This is a genomic window from Fimbriimonadaceae bacterium, from assembly GCA_019638775.1.
GTDB lineage: Bacteria > Armatimonadota > Fimbriimonadia > Fimbriimonadales > Fimbriimonadaceae > JAHBTD01.
On sequence record JAHBTD010000003.1, the window covers coordinates 118400 to 134943 of the forward strand.

The 16544-nt window shown below is 54.4% G+C and carries 15 protein-coding genes and 1 tRNA gene; 6 read left to right on the plus strand and 10 right to left on the minus strand.

Annotated features, from left to right (window positions below; all coding sequences use genetic code 11):
• Nucleotides 1–106: 106 nt before the first annotated feature.
• From KF784_12160 to KF784_12170, 3 genes are read right to left on the minus strand one after another with little or no spacing between them, the layout of a single operon-like run.
• A complete protein-coding gene (locus KF784_12160; GenBank protein ID MBX3119814.1) occupies nt 107–436 on the minus strand; it encodes a TfoX/Sxy family protein in 330 nt (109 codons plus the stop codon).
• A gap of 60 nt (nt 437–496) precedes the next feature.
• On the minus strand, nt 497–907 hold the full coding sequence (locus KF784_12165; protein MBX3119815.1) for a VOC family protein: 411 nt from the start codon (nt 905–907) through the stop codon (nt 497–499).
• A 36-nt stretch (nt 908–943) separates the two neighbouring features.
• Entirely contained in the window at nt 944–1429 is a 486-nt protein-coding gene (locus KF784_12170; GenBank protein ID MBX3119816.1) for a hypothetical protein, read from the minus strand.
• 109 nt (nt 1430–1538) lie between these two features.
• Here KF784_12170 and KF784_12175 point away from each other — a divergent pair, with 109 nt between their 5' ends.
• Nucleotides 1539–2396 carry a hypothetical protein gene (locus KF784_12175; protein MBX3119817.1) on the plus strand — a complete coding sequence of 286 codons (858 nt, stop codon included), beginning with the start codon at nt 1539–1541 and terminating at the stop codon, nt 2394–2396.
• A 46-nt stretch (nt 2397–2442) separates the two neighbouring features.
• Here the strand turns inward: KF784_12175 and KF784_12180 are convergent, their stop codons facing one another.
• From KF784_12180 to KF784_12190, 3 genes are all read right to left on the minus strand, one after another.
• Nucleotides 2443–4599 (minus strand): DPP IV N-terminal domain-containing protein, encoded by a 2157-nt coding sequence (locus KF784_12180; protein MBX3119818.1) that lies wholly within the window; start codon nt 4597–4599, stop codon nt 2443–2445.
• Between the two features lie 96 nt (nt 4600–4695).
• The gene (locus tag KF784_12185) at nt 4696–5427 is read right to left on the minus strand and encodes a class I SAM-dependent methyltransferase (protein MBX3119819.1); all 732 of its coding nucleotides are present in this window, start codon (nt 5425–5427) and stop codon (nt 4696–4698) included.
• Nucleotides 5428–5447: 20 nt separating this feature from the next.
• A complete protein-coding gene (locus KF784_12190; GenBank protein ID MBX3119820.1) occupies nt 5448–7118 on the minus strand; it encodes an amidase in 1671 nt (556 codons plus the stop codon).
• 92 nt (nt 7119–7210) lie between these two features.
• Between KF784_12190 and KF784_12195 the strand changes: the two genes are divergently transcribed.
• From KF784_12195 to KF784_12205, 3 genes are all read left to right on the plus strand, one after another.
• On the plus strand, nt 7211–8272 hold the full coding sequence (locus KF784_12195; protein ID MBX3119821.1) for a glycosyltransferase family 2 protein: 1062 nt from the start codon (nt 7211–7213) through the stop codon (nt 8270–8272).
• A 58-nt stretch (nt 8273–8330) separates the two neighbouring features.
• Nucleotides 8331–9335, plus strand: a complete 1005-nt coding sequence (locus KF784_12200; GenBank protein ID MBX3119822.1) for a stage II sporulation protein M — start codon at nt 8331–8333, stop codon at nt 9333–9335.
• Nucleotides 9336–9434: 99 nt separating this feature from the next.
• A tRNA-His gene (locus tag KF784_12205) sits at nt 9435–9510 on the plus strand.
• A gap of 143 nt (nt 9511–9653) precedes the next feature.
• Here the strand turns inward: KF784_12205 and KF784_12210 are convergent.
• The 3 genes from KF784_12210 to KF784_12220 form a co-directional block, all read right to left on the minus strand.
• Nucleotides 9654–10241: a hypothetical protein gene (locus tag KF784_12210; GenBank protein ID MBX3119823.1), complete on the minus strand. Its 588-nt coding sequence runs from the start codon at nt 10239–10241 to the stop codon at nt 9654–9656.
• Between the two features lie 244 nt (nt 10242–10485).
• Nucleotides 10486–10803 (minus strand): hypothetical protein, encoded by a 318-nt coding sequence (locus KF784_12215; GenBank protein MBX3119824.1) that lies wholly within the window; start codon nt 10801–10803, stop codon nt 10486–10488.
• A gap of 50 nt (nt 10804–10853) precedes the next feature.
• Entirely contained in the window at nt 10854–11366 is a 513-nt protein-coding gene (locus tag KF784_12220) for a hypothetical protein (protein ID MBX3119825.1), read from the minus strand.
• A gap of 159 nt (nt 11367–11525) precedes the next feature.
• Here KF784_12220 and acnA point away from each other — a divergent pair, with 159 nt between their 5' ends.
• Complete coding sequence (acnA, locus tag KF784_12225; protein MBX3119826.1) at nt 11526–14249, plus strand: aconitate hydratase AcnA; 2724 nt, start codon at nt 11526–11528, stop codon at nt 14247–14249.
• Between the two features lie 244 nt (nt 14250–14493).
• Here acnA and KF784_12230 read toward each other — a convergent pair whose 3' ends face one another.
• Complete coding sequence (locus KF784_12230; GenBank protein MBX3119827.1) at nt 14494–15084, minus strand: riboflavin synthase; 591 nt, start codon at nt 15082–15084, stop codon at nt 14494–14496.
• Between the two features lie 200 nt (nt 15085–15284).
• Here KF784_12230 and KF784_12235 point away from each other — a divergent pair, with 200 nt between their 5' ends.
• Nucleotides 15285–16505, plus strand: a complete 1221-nt coding sequence (locus KF784_12235; protein MBX3119828.1) for a DnaJ domain-containing protein — start codon at nt 15285–15287, stop codon at nt 16503–16505.
• Nucleotides 16506–16544 lie beyond the last annotated feature (39 nt).

Consider the following 16544-nt stretch of genomic DNA (forward strand, 5'->3'; position numbering starts at 1 on the left):
GTTATAGCGGATGCGCGGCGCTGTAGGTTTTGAACGACACGTCCAGACACAGGAAATTGGTTCTTTTTGGAGTGTTGCGCCTCGTTGTGGAGTCTAATCCGGCGGGTTACTTCGACGGAAGAGTGGAAACAAACTCAAAGCTCCGATCCACGTACCGTTCTCGTATAGCTGGGTTCTGCCACTGCTCCTTCTCCAACTTCACCCAGCCCCTCATCGGCTTGCCTGTAATGTCCATTGGAGTGCAACCGGGCTCCTGGAGAAGCCTTGCGGCGGCCTCTAACCCCACCCTGGCGATGAGCCAAGACTTGTACACTCCGCAGCAGATATTGCCATTCAGGTGGAAGCAAGCTCCGCCAAACATCTTCTTCTCGATAAGGCCGGGCCGCCCAACAAGTAAGTCGCGCAGATGTTCCACCAATTCTAAGTCCGAATGCATTATTGTCCCAAGTTTGCAGTGGCCACGGCCTCGACAAAGGAGGCCGTGGATAAGTGCAGATCAAACGATCTTCATGCCTTCCGGCGGGGCTGGTTCGGCCACTGTCTGATAGAACCAGAGCTTGTAGCCGGACGGGTCGGTGACGATGAACAGGCGATCTCCCCACCACATGTCTTCCAGTGGAGAGACTTCAATGCCTTTCGCCTTGATAGTTTCGTGGTAGGCGTTGACGTCGGCCACCTGGAAGTAAAGCTGCACCGGTGGCGTCGCTCCATTGAGTGGCTTCTCGGCACGGGTCAGCATGATCTTGCCGCCTCCGAGGTGTACCGAAACGAAGTCAAGTTGCCCATCTTCGGCAACAATGCCCATGTAATGATCGAATCCCAGGACATCGACATAGAACGCCCGCGCCTGATCAACGGAATCGACCTGGAGCATCGGCATAATCTGCGCATTTGTGTTTTCACTCATCGTTTTGTTTTCCTCTAAAAAGTTTGGGAATGCCGCTCACGGCCTCCAGTGAAAGTCGTCGTCGCCGTGCAACGTCTGGATGTAGTTCAACTGTCCTGAATGGTACATGATATGCCACACGGACAGGTTCGCCATTCCAAGCGGAGTGAACGGTCCGAACGGCGATTCGAACTCGTCGGAAATGGCATCACCCTTATAGTTGTGCAGGGCATCGACGAATGAAATCAGCGCGTCGTCAAAGGCGCTAGCAGCCTTCTCTTTGTTTTGAAACTCGGTCGGAGCTTTCACCCAGCCATTTGGACCCTCGATTTCCCCCTTTCTCTGCTGCAGCAAATTTGTAAACATCGAATGCATTCCGATGAGTTCGTACGTGAGATCGTAAGGATTGCGGGATTTTCCGCCGTTATCCTTGCTCAACATGCCAGCGGGCATGGATTCAAGGTCCTCAAGAAAGCGCTTTCGCGCGAATTCCAGTCTGCCGCAGACTTCGGCTACCGGATCAAATGTGGTTGCGGTACTCATTGTTTGTCTCCTTCGTCGGTTCTGTTTATCGTGCAGAGCCGATTACCGCTATAGTTTTGATGATCAAAAGAGGCAATTCAACTACTAATTGGAGTAGAAAATAGAAATAATGATTGCCGATGGCTTTTCAGCCTTAGAAGAGGCTGGGTTGACTCAATATGAACGCCGTGCGCTCATCACGCTTCTGCACGAAGGGATTGCCGACGCGGCAAAACTCTGCGAGAATGGTGACATTCCGACTTCAAAAATCTACTCTGCAATGGAGAAACTGGCTTCGATGCACCTGGTTGAGATTCAGCCAACAAGGCCAAAACTTTATGCAGCAATGTCTGTGGACCAAGTGATCGCTCGTCTCATTGAGCTGGCGCACGAACGCACGAGGCAGTTTGAGGGGGAGATGCAGGCATTGCGAGAGGCCTTGGACGACGTAGCGTCGAAGGCGAAGGCAGGACCGATGTTTGCCGACCTTGCATTGGGCTCAGAAAGCCATGTTCGGCGGCACTTGGCGCACTTGGCTACCGCTCGGCGGGAGGTCGTTTCGTACATGGAGAAGAACGACCTTCAAACGATCAGCGCCTCAAAGGATCGAGGATTCAATATTTTGCGACGAATCACACGCAACGCTGCCGACCGTGGTGTGCGCCATCGTGTTGTTTTTGGATTCACGCATCGTGATGCCGGGGAGCTGATCGCCTTCTTGAAGGAGAACCGAAATGACATTTCTGCGCTGACGGGTGTTCGGTATGCCGGTCTATTGGGGCACCCCTTTCACGTGATCGATGGGGAGACTGTCATCCTCGCCTTGGACCATCCGTTCTTGCCGGAGCAGCGGTTTGCATCGCTGCTCATTCGCAGCCAGGACCTTGCTAGGCCATTGGTCGAAGGTTTCGACCGGCTCTGGACCAAGGCGATGAAAAGCCTTAGCGAGATTGATGTGCATCCTGGCGCGATGGGACGAGTTCGTTAGGCTGCCTACGGCGTAGGCGGGCTAAAGCTCACCACGATACAGGCGCTCACTTCTTCTTCGCCGCTTTCCACATCGCTTTGAACTCCTTCGCGTCAGCCTTTGGTGTGCTGAAGATTAGGTTCTCGACGAAGTATTCAAGCATCTTTCCTGTCCCCACAAACGCATGCCCCTCATCGGGGCCTGCCATCATATCGAAGCTCTTGTTGGCTCGGCGCAGCTCCTTCGCAAGCTGATACGAATTTGATGGGTGGACATTGTTATCTGCTGTTCCATAAAACAGCAGCAGGCGGCCTTTCAGGTTGTTTGTATAGGTCATCGCTGAACCGGCCTCATAGCCTGCCTTGTTCTCATTCTCCCAAGGAAGGCCCTGATAACGCTCAGTGTAAATCGTGTCGTAGTTGTACCAAGCGGTGACGGCAGAGCTTGCGACGCCCACGTGGAAGACATCTGGATAGCGGAGAAGACACATCACGGTCGTGTAGCCGCCGTACGACGTGCCATAAACCCCAACTCGCTTGCCATCCGCCCACGGAAACTGCTCGCTCATCGCCATCATTCCACTGGCCTGATCGTCGATCTCAACGATGCCAAGCTTGCCGTACAGGGCGTCTTTGAAAGCCTTGCCTCGTCCCTGGGTACCCCGTCCGTCGATCGACACGACGACAAAGCCAAATTCCGTTGTTGACGGCGGTGTTTCGAATCTTTCGGTACCCCCGCCGGAATCGGGGCCTGCGTACGTTGTGAGCAACATCGGATACTTCTGTTTAGGGTCGAAGTCGGATGGGAGCCAATACTTGCCATATAGTTCGGTCTTGCCGTCGTTCGCCATGAACTTGAAGCGTTGAGCGGGCTTAAAGCCGCGCTTGGCAAACTCCGAGATATCGCTCTCGCTGAGCACATGAAGCACTTTCCCACTCGAATCACACACGACGGTTTTAGGTGGCGACGACATATTTTGCATCGAGTCAACGAAGAACTCGCCGCCGGGCTGAAGGCTGACCTGATGGCTCATCGTCGGATCGGTCAGACGTTTGTCGTTCTTACCGTCAAGGCCGATCCGGTGAAGCTGCATGAGATAGGGGTTCGGTGCGCTGCGGGCGTTGTAGAAAAGCACTCCACCCTTTTCGTCCACACGGACGATCCCACCGACTTCGAACTTGTGTTGTGTGATCGGCTTGAGTGGCGCTCCGCTCATGTCGCCCATGTAGTAGTTGTCAAATCCGTTGCGTTCGGATACCCAGATGAATCGCTGAGGTTTGCCAGGCTGGGGGTCCAGCCAGGTGATCGAGGGGGAGTTGTCGGTCCAGCTTTGCGGCTGGGTTTCACGGACGATGACGCGGCACTTACCCGTATCGGGGTTCGCAGCACAAAACTCCATCGTGTTCTGCTTGCGATTGGTGCGATTGAAAAGGAGTTCCTTCCCATCGGGCGACCAGCGAACGGCATAAACGTAGTGTCCGAGGTCTGGGCCAGCTCCACTATCGAAGTCCTTGTCGATCTTGGTGAACTTCTTGGTGGCGAGGTCATACATGATGATCTCAGCCTTGGGATTGGGCGCTCCCGCCTTGGGATACGCTTCAACGTCAAGCGCGTTCTGCACCTTCGTCACGCTCATCGCCAAGAAGTAATCTTGAACTTCGCTTTCATCGAACCTGTAGAATGCGAGCTTTTTACTGTCCGGCGAGAACCACATCGCCTCGGTGACGTTGAGCTCTTCGCCGTACACCCAGCTTGCAACCGCATTCTTGATGCGGTTCTCGACACTTCCGTCGGTGGTGATCTGGGTTTCGATACCAGCCTTATTGGCGAGATACAGATTGCGATCCTTGTACTTTGCCGTCCATTCTCCATCTGCGGAATAGGCAACAGCAAACTGCCGCCCGCGATCTCTCTGCCCTAGATTGCGGCCATTTCGTCCGGTTGGACGGCCTGAGCTTGCGGCTTTCTCGGTTTCGGTGACGGCCTTCGTTGCCACGTCGAAACGGTAGAGTTTGTCGTCCTTTCGGAAGGTGAAGAAGGTTCCGTCTTCGTTCCATGTGACGGCAACATTGCCTGCCTTATAAGTCTCGGAAATCCACTTGTTGAGGTTTTGGTATCGGTCGTATCGGGGCATATCTGGGAGGCGCTGTTGCGCAGAGATGAGGGCGGAGAGCCCGCCAATGAAAATGAGTGAAGTGATGCAGATCGCAGGTACACGTCGCATGAAGACACTTTACACCCAACCGTCGGATTTTAGATTTTGGATTGTTTTTTTGGAGATGCTGTGAAGCTGTCAACGCCTCCGTATTAGGCGCTGAGATCAAGTCTTGATCGCTGTATAGTGCAGCCTGTCGCTGTTTTTTCGTGGCTTTTCGAGTGTATACGAATGGTACGCCTGCACCTTTTCGAAGCCCGCTTCGTATAGCATGCCCCTAAGCTCAGCGTCGCTGTAGGCTCGCTGGATGTGAGTCTCATAATACGGCTCACCCTGATACCAAAAGGTCATGTCTACCTTCACAATCTTTGTGACTTTGTCGTACTGAGATTTCCAGTCATACCGAACTTTTGCCCTCTTGCTAAGCTCGCGCTGATCGAACATGTTCTCCGTGAATGCAAATTCCGTATTGACATCGAAGATGAACGATCCGCCGGGTCGGATGTGCTTCCCGACTTGGATGATGGCTTTGCGCAGCTGCACCGGATCGTAAATGTAATTGAGACTGTCGAAGAACGAGAATGCGGCATCGTACTGCTTGCCCATGTCGGCAACTGCCGCGTCCATAACTTCGTATCGAATGTTGAGGCCTTTGTGCGCGGCTTTGCGTCGAGCTTGCTCAATCATCTCGGCGCTCAGGTCAAAGCCTTCAAGCTGGAAGTTCTCGTTCGTGAGCATTTCGCACAGCGTTCCTGTGCCGCAACAAACATCAAGCATCCGTTTTGGCTTGACGTCCTGGATGCTCAGCAGGAGGAGATAATAGCCCACCCACATCCGATACGGAACCTGCCGCATCAGATCGTCATAGAACGGCGCTACAGGCCCGAAACTCGCCACGAATAAAAGCTACCCCAGGTTCAGAGCTTGCTTAGGTCTGGTCGCCTGCTCAGGAACCCGGCTTTATCCTGAAAAACCTTGGTGATTGCACACAGCATGTCTTCCTGATACAACCTTCCCACGAAGCTGCGACTCACCGAAATGCCTTTGCCGTCATCTCCGAATGGGATGAGGATTTGCGGATGTCCAGTGTAGTTGGTTTGAATGAGGTTTTGACCTATGCCGGTTCCCATGACGGCGTCGAAATCTCCGAACTCTTGGTCGAACTGGTCCATAAACATCCGTCGCAAGCGTTGGGCCTGCACATACTCGACCGCCGGAACATAACGTGCCGCTCTGAAGATGCCGGGCCATGCCGAGTCTTTCAGGTCATAGATCCTTTGCGAGCGCGTCAGCTCGTCGAATGCGCTGGCGCACTCAACGTTGATGATCATGTCGATTCCTGGCCCCATTGCCGTGATCGAGACAGGCTTGGGATCGAATCCGCACTCGCGCAGAATCTTGATCGCGGCATCGTTCTCGTCAAGGGGGTTGGGCTTCCCATCGCTGCCTTTGCGAGATAGGACGCCAAGCTTGACCTTTTTGGGATCGATGGTTTTGGGCCAGGAATACGGGCGATCTACGGCAGAAGGGTCATTCGGATCGGAGCCGGCGATCGCGCCGAGGACAAGGGCACAGTCCTCGACCTCTCGGCATATCGGGCCAACCTTGTCCATGGTCCAGCTCAAAGCCATGCCTCCGGCTCGGCTGACGCGACCATAGCTCGGGCGCAGGCCGGTTACCCGGCACTCGTTCGATGGGCTCAAGATACTGCCGTAAGTTTCGGTTCCTATAGAGAAGGCGACCAGCCCAGCTGCGGTCGAAGACGCAGACCCGGCGCTCGAACCGCTGGAGCCTCGAGCCGGATTCCACGGGTTTTTGGTCTTGCCACCGAACCATACATCGTTCATTGCGAGTGCGCCGAGACTCGACTTCATGATGAGAATAGCTCCTGCCTTTTCCAGCCGGTTCACGACCTCCGCATCGTAATCAAACTTCTGGTCTTTGTAGGGTCCGGCTCCCCATGTTGTGAGGTCGCCTTTGGTGGCGAAGAGGTCTTTGAGGGCGTAAGGAAGTCCGTGCAAGGGGCCACGGTATTTTCCGGCTTTGATCTCCGCCTCGGCTTGTTTGGCAGATGCCCTGGCACGGTCTTCGAGGAGCGAGATGACGTTGAGGAGCTTTGGCCCGTACTCTTTCAGTCTGGCGAGGTAAATCTCGGTGAGCCTAACTGGTGAAAGCTGTTTGGTGCGGACGAGTTCTCCCAACTCGCGCACCGAAGAAAAGGCGATGTCTTCGTCGGACATGGACTTGAGATCGAGCTTCTTCGCCCGGGTTGGCTTTGCGCTGATCTTCGCTCCGGCTTGTGTGCCACCACCGAGAGGCGTTTGGATGAGAGCCGGTTCAACGGTGTACGGAATCTCCGTTCGGCGCATTGCATTCATGCTTGCACGAGCCCGTCTTACATCATTTAGGATCGACTGGCGCTCCTCGTCGGTGAACGTAATGCCGATCATTTTTTCGTAGACTTTGAGATCATCGACGGTGATGTCGGTTGGGTTTGGAGTCTGGTTCTCTTGTGTTGCAGGCATAGCCGCCGACGTAGCGGCGAGCAACGAAGAGATTAGAAACTCTTTGCGGGTTAGTAAATCCATAGGGCCCTCAGACAATCCAGGGTTTACCCGCTTTCGACCTGGTGATTGCACGGGCAACGAAATTTAGCCAACGCCCGAGTACCATGGTCGCTATGTGGTTGGCGTGGGCGCTTGCGGTTGTTTATGCCTATTTGCTTGGCATAGCCGCGACAAACCGGCTCTTGATGCGCAAGCCAGGACAATCTCCTACCATCGAACCCCGATTTTCCGTCCTCATCCCTGCACGTAACGAAGAGGCTAACCTTCGGCGACTGTTGCCACGACTGATCGAGCAGGGCGTTTCCGTATACGTTTTTGACGATGAATCAGAGGATGAAACGGCGAGGGTAGCTCGTGAGCTTGGCGCCAAAGTGATTCAGCCTCGCGAGCCGCTGCCCGAAGGCTGGACCGGCAAAAACCGAGCTTGCCATGAGTTAGCTAAAGTCGCCGCCGAGGATAGTCCGTTTGAGTGGTTCCTTTTTCTGGATGCCGATACGTTGCCGCTTCCGAGCTTTACGAGCCATCTGAACTGGCTCATTGAGAACCTTGGAGGTCGGGCGAAGATGATCTCGGGCTTCCCGACCATGCTCCCTGGGGCAGGGATTGAGCCGCTTTATCTGAGTTGGGTGCCCTGGGTTCTGCTTGCGATGAGCCCGTTTGGACTCGTTTCGCGGTCGGGCATTGGGCACGCGAAGTTTACGAATGGACAGTTTGGGCTGTGGCATTCCCCCACCTATTTTGAGGTGAATCCAAACGAGCGGCTTCGAGACAAAGTGCTTGAGGATGTTCTGATTGGGCGACTTATGGCAAAAGAAGGTCGACGGGTAGAGATTGTCGACTTGAGCCAAACCCTGCAAGTGGAGATGTATGAGACCTATCGCGAGGCGCTGGATGGGATGTCCAAGAACACTTATCAGATCACAGGCTCAACTGTAGGAACTGTGTGGCTAGCGTTCTGTTTTCTAGCCGTCGGCTGGGGCTGGCTGTTCACACCCTTGCCTTGGCTTTACTTTTTGATTGGGATGCTGGTGGCATCCAAGTTCATTACGGACAGCATTGTGCGCGGTCCATGGTGGCTCTTTCCATTCATTCCGATCACATGCACTCTGGCGGCCTACACTTGCCTACGGTCACTCATGTGGCACAAGAAAGGGGTGACGACCTGGAAGGGGTGAATTTACCCAACCTGAACCGTTTTAGTATCAAGTAAGCTATCGCGAGCGATTTACGGCGATGAACGAGATTCAATTCGTCCACAAACGGGAGCCCGACTGGCAGCGGCTGCATATGCTCACTGCGAAGGCGGACGTCAGCCCCAAGCAACTCACACCTGACGAGATCAAAGAGTTCGTCAGGCTGTATAAACGTGTATCAGCGGACCTTGCGCTTGCACGGACGAAGTCCACGAACTTGGAGCTTATTGAATTCCTGAACGATCTGTGTGGTCGCGCTTACGGCACCATCTACAGGCCTCGAAGTCGTGGCATCCGCAAATCGCTCGGCGATGGTTTAGCGACGATTGCGATTACCTTTCGCAAACACTTTCGATTCATCTTTGCGAGCTTTTTGATCTTTGTAGCTTCGGGCTTTTTTAGCTATGGCAGCATGCAATTCAAGCCCGAGACTCGCCCCTACTTCATCTCTCCCGGTGATGAGGCCAACTTTGACGCTTGGAAGACCGGCAAGTTTGACGAGCGGAGTTTTGAGGACAGCGCAGGGATGTCTGGCTTTTACGCCTCGAACAATCCACGGGTGTCGTTGATCGCGGGGTCTTCCGCAGCGGTCACTTTTGGTGTGGCGTCTGTGTACATCTTGTACATGACCGGAGCCCAGTTCGGGGCTTTGGCTCATGAGCTTACGGGGGTTGGGCATGTGGGCCACCTATTTATCAGCGTGAGCCCGCACGGAGTGACCGAACTTAGCGGCATTTTTGTGGCAGGTGGAACAGGCCTCCTGATGGGCTGGACGTTATTGTTTCCCGGCCGTCGTCGGCGTGGTGAGGCGTTGCTGGCGGCGGGTAAGGACGCCATCGTGCTCCTGGCAACCGGCGTGCTGATGATGTACATTGCCGCGCCTATAGAGGGGTTCTTCAGCTTCAATCCACGTGTTCCCGATACGGCAAAAATCGCTTTCGCCTCTGCCTCGGCGGTTTGTTGGTTTCTGTTCTGGTACGGGTTCGGTAGAGACCGTGAAGAGGCAGAACAAGAGTCGGCGGAGGCTTTGTCGGCTTATTATTGAGCGTTCAGTTCAGGGGCGGTAAGAATCGCTCCAGCACAGCCTATAGCCCTGACTAATTGACATTTTCGAGTCCGATCATCAACAATGGGTGTCCAAACGGCGGTTGTAGCTCAGGGGTTAGAGCGCCTCACTGTGGCTGAGGAGGTCGTGGGTTCGAGACCCATCAGCCGCCCCAATTCTCCTTTCACTACGAGCACTGTCATTTCGTACTGGTGTGCCTATCCACTTTTGAAGATGCCCCATTTCTGCGTCAGCGTACTGTACAAAAATGTGCGCTCCGTGTGAGTTGGACCTGACGATCACTCACTTAGCTTATGGCTATGACCTGCACGACGCTGCGGCCCAGAGAAGCAGAACAAGAGGAACGACGAAGGCCAAGATGATAAAAGTACTAATTCTCTCGCGCTCCTCCTTGTCAATCATCTCGTCAATGTATTCGCGTCGTCTGCGATCACTTAAGCTGAGTTTCTTAGTTGAGGCAGTTGTTTGTGGAGGTTGCTTTGACATGCTCTCGACTTTCTGTTCCACGCGATGTGTCCGGGCCTGCAAATTTTCAATTTTTTGATCTCGTGGGCCAAGTGCTTTTTCGATCTTTTCATCTAAGTTCTCGTTTCGGATTGCCCGCAGCATCTTCGAAACAGTAAGCGCATCCGCTCCAGTCGCTTCAACCACAGCGCCGATGGTTGGATTAGGTTCGCCGAACTCCTGCTCGCCGAGGCGTTTGAGCAGGATTCGAAGCTCCTCCTGTGACATCTCCTCGGCGAGAAGCGCCAGATATTCGGGGCTGGATTGTTGCTCAATCATCGCGTCATCACTTACCGGATTGTTGCCCGCGAACCATCTGCATAAGTAATCCGGAACATAGAGAGCGTTCAGCCTCGTTCCGAGGCGGGCTCTTCTTGCCATCTTTTGAGATGTAATACATACCTCCAGCGCTATCGACCTGAAGCTTGCCGCCATCATCCGTTTCAATTGAGGAGATGGTTAACTTAGGAGAGGGCATTTGGTAGCTGGGATTGCATTGACTTGCGAGTAGGCCAAAAGTGATGAGCAGAAAGATTCCCGCGAATACGATCGAGAATGGCTCATATCTTTTTCTTTGTTTTTCGCGATCAATGTATGTAGTCAGTATCTCCCGCGACTCCGGGTCTTACAATATCGTTTCTGCACCAGGTTCCAGCGATGGTCCATTTTGCGTAGATTTGTCTAAGTGCCCCTCGATGCTTTCAGTGCGTACCTCGAGTCCTCCTGTGCGTGCTTCCAACTGCTCGATTTTCTTATCACGCGGTCGAAAAGCTCTATCTACCTTCGCATCGAGAGATTCTGAGCGAATTGCCCGCAGGATTTTCGAAACCGTGAGTGCATCCGCTCCAGTCGCTTTAACCACAGCGCCGATGGTTGGGTTGGGGTCACCGAACTCCTGCTCGCCGAGGCGTTTGAGCAGGATTCGAAGCTCCTCCTGTGACATCTCCTCGGAGAGAAGCGCCAGATAGTCGGGGTTAAGATTCTGCTCTATCGCTACCTGCTGTTAAGCAAACTGAATCCAAAGATCATGGACACGAGAAGCACAAGAAGGATGACATGAGGCAAGACCTCATACTTAACGATGTCTTGCATGTCACTGGCGCGTTTATTCTCCACTTCCCACTGGCTGAAACTTGCAGGCTCATACACTTGTGCGATGATAGGTGGCGCACTGATATACGATCTATCCCCAACAACTTGCTTAAGGGAACCGACATCCGTTTCGAGAGTTTTTGTTCGCGCCTCAAGTTGGTCTACTCGCCTATCTCTTTGCTCAAATGCACGCCTGATCTTCTCTTCGAGTTGATCATTTCGGACTCCTTGCAGCATTTTCGAAACGGTAAGTGCATCTGCGCCCGTTGCTTCCATAACTGCACCGATGGTCGGGTTGGGATCGCCGAACTCCTGTTCACCGAGGCGTTTGAGCAAAACGCGTAGCTCTTCTTGCGACATCTCTTCTGCAAGAAGAGCTCCATATTCTGGGTTCGTTTCGTTCTCGTGGTTCACGCTTCCCCGTCCGACAATCAGTACGAGCCGAACGCGCATTTGGTTACGCTCAATTCGGCCTTAGAGAAGTATCCCTCGCAAAGGTACAATCTAACCAATAGCGCCTCTTCGATGAGTGCAGTTTTTCGCTCGGCGGAGGGGTCTCGGAGCCCCTTACGTATGAACAGTTTTAACGCCAAAGCCAACTGGACCGTCGACGGCCAAACTTACACCATTTTTCGACTCGCTGCCGTAGCGGACCGAGGCCACAACTTGAGGCGGCTCCCGTTCTCCCTAAGGGTGCTTTTGGAGAATCTGCTCCGAAACCAAGAGACCGGCACGGTGGCAGACGAAGATATCGAGGCGTTGGCGACTTGGGACCCCAAAGCAGACCCCAGCAAGGAGATCGCTTTTACGCCAGCCCGAACGCTCCTCCAAGACTTCACCGGTGTCCCTTGCGTTGTCGATCTTGCCGCTATGCGCGATGCGATGGCGGAGCTCGGCGGCGATCCTCAAAAAATCAACCCGCTGAACCCCGTTGAGCTGGTCATTGATCACAGCGTTCAGGTCGATCAATACGGCACTGAAGCGGCGATTTTGATCAACCGCGACCTTGAGTTTGAGCGCAATGAGGAGCGCTACAAGTTTTTGAAGTGGGGTCAGAACGCCCTGCACAACTTTAAGGCCGTGCCCCCGAACACCGGCATCGTCCACCAGGTGAATATCGAATATCTCGCCCGAGTGGTGATGACCGACGGCACGCCAGGATACGCCTATCCCGATACATTGGTGGGGACCGACTCGCACACCACAATGGTCAACGGTTTGGGCGTGCTGGGCTGGGGCGTCGGCGGCATTGAGGCAGAGGCCGCGATGCTTGGCCAGCCGGTGAGCATGCTCATCCCGCACGTCATCGGATTTAAGTTAACGGGCACACTTCGGGAAGGAACAACTGCGACGGACCTCGTCCTTGTAGTCACCGAAATGCTCCGCAATAAGGGCGTTGTCGGCAAGTTCGTCGAGTTCTTTGGCGCGGGCCTCACTGGGCTCCCGGTGGCGGACCGCGCGACCATCGCGAACATGGCTCCCGAATACGGCGCAACGATGGGCTTCTTCCCGGTCGACGAAGAGACGATCAAGTATCTGCGCATGACCGGCCGTCCGGAAGAGCATGTAAAAATGGTCGAGGCGTACTGCAAAGAGCAGGGGCTCTGGCACAATACAGCCGATGGCGAGCCGGAGTACACGGATGTCCTCAGCCTAGATCTCGGCACGGTCGTGCCAAGCGTTGCCGGACCCAAGCGCCCGCAAGATCGTCTTGCCTTGCAGGATGCCGGACCGGCTTTTAAGAAGACATTCGAGCCAGTTATGGCGGGACGCAGCACGAAGATGCCGTTGCCAATGGCTGGCGCTGCAACCGCAGTCTTGGAAAAGCCTGAAGACGAAGCCAATGCCGTTGCTGGCGATCTGCGTGATGGAGCGGTCGTCATTGCCGCGATCACAAGTTGTACGAATACGTCAAACCCGTCGGTGATGGTCGCCGCCGGGCTGCTGGCGAAGAAAGCGGTCGAAAAAGGTCTTGATGTGAAGCCTTGGGTCAAGACGAGTTTGGCCCCCGGTTCGCGAGTTGTCACCAACTACCTGACCGATTCTGGCCTCCTGCCGTATCTTGAGAAGCTAAATTTCTTTACCGTTGGCTATGGCTGCACGACCTGTATCGGGAACTCCGGTCCGCTGCCTGAAGAGATCAGCAAGGCGATCAACGAGAAAAACCTTGTTGCGGTCTCAGTCCTAAGTGGCAACCGTAACTTCGAAGGCCGCGTCCATGCCGACGTCAAGGCGAACTACCTGATGTCGCCTCCTCTTGTCGTCGCTTATGCGCTTGTTGGAACCATCGACATTGACCTCACCCAAGATTCGCTCGGCAAAGACAAGGACGGCAACGACGTGTTCCTACGCGACATTTGGCCTTCGCAGCACGAGATTGCCGAAACAATCCACAAGTGCGGCATGACCGACATGTTCCGCAAGAACTACGCAGACGTTTTTAAGGGCGACGAGAAGTGGAATGCACTTGATGCGGGCTCTTCTGACCGCTACGGTTGGGACCCGAAATCCACCTACATTAAGCGCGCGCCTTACTTTGATGGGATGCCAAAAACGGCTCCTGATGTGGTTGCCGACCTGAATGCGATGAAGGTTTTGGCGATTTTGGGCGACTCGATCACCACCGATCACATCTCTCCGGCTGGCAGCATCAAGGGCTCTTCGCCGGCTGGGTTGTATCTGGAAGAGCACGGCATTGAAAAGAGGCTGTTCAACAGCTACGGTTCGAGACGCGGCAATCATGAGGTGATGGTGAGGGGCACCTTTGCCAACATCCGATTAAAGAATCAGCTCGCTCCCGGAACGGAAGGCGAATGGACGACTTATCTGCCCACCGGTGAAGTGATGTCGATCTTCGACGCCTCAGAGAAGTATCAAGAGGACGGGGTTGGACTGATCGTTCTTGCCGGAAAAGAGTACGGAACAGGCTCAAGCCGGGACTGGGCGGCAAAGGGGCCGTATCTGCTCGGCATCAAATGCGTCATCGCTGAGAGTTTTGAGCGGATTCACCGCTCGAATCTGGTGGGGATGGGGATTCTCCCACTCCAGTTCGAGGCTGGCGACAGCATCGCTTCGCTCGGACTCACCGGGCAAGAGGAGTTCTCTGTGCTTGGATTGAGCGATGGTATTGCCCACCACTTCCACGAAAGCAAGTTACTTGATGTGCGGGCCACAGACGAGAGAGGAATGGTCAAGACGTTCCGAGCCTTGGCGCGAATTGACACTCCCCAGGAATGCCAGTACTACCGGCACGGCGGAATTCTGCAATACGTTCTGCGGCAGTTGTTGAAGGACTGAAGCTGTAAAGGTTGTAAGGGGTAAGGATTGTAAGGCGCAGGAGTCGTCCGAGTTTCCGTCTACTATTCTTAATACTGCTCCCGTTGACTCGTCTTGCCGCAGACTGTAGGCGTGTCCGGCGGTGGTAGGAACACGACTGTCAAGTCAGGTCGGGAGCCTGAACACGCTCACGTTTTGATGTTCCCGTACAATAACGGCAAGAGGGCCTTACAACCCTTATTCCTTACAATCTTTACATCCAACATCACCCGGAATGATGCACGCCGATCAGCCTTTCGACGTGCTTGGCGATCACGTCGAACTCAAAGTTCACCTTATCGCCAGGCTGACGGACGGACAAATTCGTGTGTTCATAGGTGATGGGGATGACCCATACATCGAACGCACCGGCAAATGGACGCACTACTGTCAAGGAGATACCATCTATGGTGATGGACCCCTTATCCACAAGGTACTTTCCGTAGCCTTGCGGGGCTTCAAACCGGAACACGTGCGATTCACCCTCGTCGTGCATGCTCAGAAGTTCGCCGATGGTATCGACATGGCCAAGAACGATGTGCCCGCCAAAGCGGTCCGTGGGGCGCATTGCACGTTCGACGTTGACCCTATCGCCTGCTTGGATGCTGTGAAGGGTGGTCCGAGCAAGTGTCTCTTCGCTGAGGTGGAAGTTGAGCCCCTGGTCGAAGTCTGCGAGCGTTAGGCAGCAGCCGTTGACCGAGATGCTCTCCCCCAGCCTGTAAGGGTCGTCCCAGACATCGTTAGGGACGTCTATAAGGAGCTTTGGGGCATCAATTTCGCGAATGACCCCGACGGTTTGGATGATTCCTGTAAACATAGCTCCTGCCCTCCCACTCAGTACATACGGACCTACGTCCCAAAAGAACCGGGTTTGGCTAATTCCTTGGGGCTCGATGTCGATGAAACCTGTTTCGCAGACGTACGCAATATTGGGTTTTCAGCCGATTAAGTCCCAACCCAATTGAACCCGGAAACTGCAACTGCCAAAATAGCCTTGGAGCAGTTAAGGTCCATACCTTGAAGAGCTACTACGAACTCCTGAGCGTCGAGCGCAACGCCGACGTCGAAACCGTTCACCGAGCCTATCGCAAGCTCGCTCGGAAGTACCACCCGGATGTGAATCCGGATCCGAAGAGCCACGAAACGATGTCTCGGATCAACGAGGCATTCAAGGCCTTGAGCGATCCTCAACGCCGGATGGAATACGACGCAATGCTCAACGCGGGTCTTGCCGACTCTCCAGCGCCCAAGCAAGAAAAACCTCGTGTGCCTCTTATCGTCCGGCTCCATCAGCGCTTAAGAGCACATAAAACTCCCGTCTATTCTCTCGCATTCGTTCCCGATACCGGGGAGCTCATCAGCGGGTCATTCGACAACGAAGTGTTCTGGTGGAATCCAGTCAATGGCGCTACGACGAGACGACTCAAAGTGGAATCGGGCGCGATCTCGGCATTGAGGGCCGTCTCCGCCGCGAACGTTATCGCCGCGGGCACCAGCGAGAACTCCATCTCGGTTTGCCGAATCAACACGAAAGGGGCGGGTTCGTGGAAGAACACTCTTTCGGAGTGGGGCGCTTGCGTCGCCATATCGCCGGATGGCAAGCGAATAGCCACCGGTACGGTCTACCACGCGTTGATCGTCACGGACGCGATTCGCGGAGATGTCCTCTTTGAGCGCAAAGACCACAACGGGTCCATTTCTGCCGTTGCATGGTCGGCGGATGGCAGGTTTATCGCGACGGGGTCTAGTGACAATTCGGTGCGCCTTCGCAACGCCGACGACGGCAAGGTGCTGCACACGTTTTCAGCGATACGAACTACGGTTACGGCGCTTGCATTCAGCCCAGACAATCACTACCTCGTTGTCGCATCTGCTGATCTTTCGCTCCGTGTATTCAGTCTTTCTGACGGCTCGCTTGAGCGAGTACTGTTCGGGCATACGAAGCCGATTGAGTCGATCTCGTTCCACCCGAACGGCTGGCTTTTTGCCACGGGAGCAAGGGATGGTTCTGTAGGGCTGTGGAACGCTTCGGACGGCCTTGGGCAGCTCAAGCTTGAGGCATCTTCCCGACCCATCCTAAGCGTGGCATTCAGCAGTGACGGCAATATGTTGGCGGCTGGTGGATTGGACAAGAATGTGCGACTGTGGACCCTAATGGTTAACGAGGAAGCCCTCGGCAAGGACCCACGCACGAAGAAGAAGCCTGCTTCCCGAGAGAAATACGCTGCCGCAGTCTAATCGCACACTTTCAGATTGTAGATTGTAGATTGTGATTGC

Excerpts from the sequence above, each read along its gene's own strand:
- KF784_12160 (MBX3119814.1), bottom strand. The coding sequence starts at position 436 with ATGCATTCGGACTTAGAATTGGTGGAACATCTGCGCGACTTACTTGTT.
- KF784_12165 (MBX3119815.1), bottom strand. The coding sequence starts at position 907 with ATGAGTGAAAACACAAATGCGCAGATTATGCCGATGCTCCAGGTCGAT.
- KF784_12170 (MBX3119816.1), bottom strand. The coding sequence starts at position 1,429 with ATGAGTACCGCAACCACATTTGATCCGGTAGCCGAAGTCTGCGGCAGA.
- KF784_12175 (MBX3119817.1), top strand. The coding sequence starts at position 1,539 with ATGATTGCCGATGGCTTTTCAGCCTTAGAAGAGGCTGGGTTGACTCAA.
- KF784_12180 (MBX3119818.1), bottom strand. The coding sequence starts at position 4,599 with ATGCGACGTGTACCTGCGATCTGCATCACTTCACTCATTTTCATTGGC.
- KF784_12190 (MBX3119820.1), bottom strand. The coding sequence starts at position 7,118 with ATGGATTTACTAACCCGCAAAGAGTTTCTAATCTCTTCGTTGCTCGCC.
- KF784_12195 (MBX3119821.1), top strand. The coding sequence starts at position 7,211 with ATGTGGTTGGCGTGGGCGCTTGCGGTTGTTTATGCCTATTTGCTTGGC.
- KF784_12200 (MBX3119822.1), top strand. The coding sequence starts at position 8,331 with ATGAACGAGATTCAATTCGTCCACAAACGGGAGCCCGACTGGCAGCGG.
- KF784_12210 (MBX3119823.1), bottom strand. The coding sequence starts at position 10,241 with ATGGCAAGAAGAGCCCGCCTCGGAACGAGGCTGAACGCTCTCTATGTT.
- KF784_12215 (MBX3119824.1), bottom strand. The coding sequence starts at position 10,803 with ATGTCACAGGAGGAGCTTCGAATCCTGCTCAAACGCCTCGGCGAGCAG.
- acnA (MBX3119826.1), top strand. The coding sequence starts at position 11,526 with ATGAACAGTTTTAACGCCAAAGCCAACTGGACCGTCGACGGCCAAACT.
- KF784_12230 (MBX3119827.1), bottom strand. The coding sequence starts at position 15,084 with ATGTTTACAGGAATCATCCAAACCGTCGGGGTCATTCGCGAAATTGAT.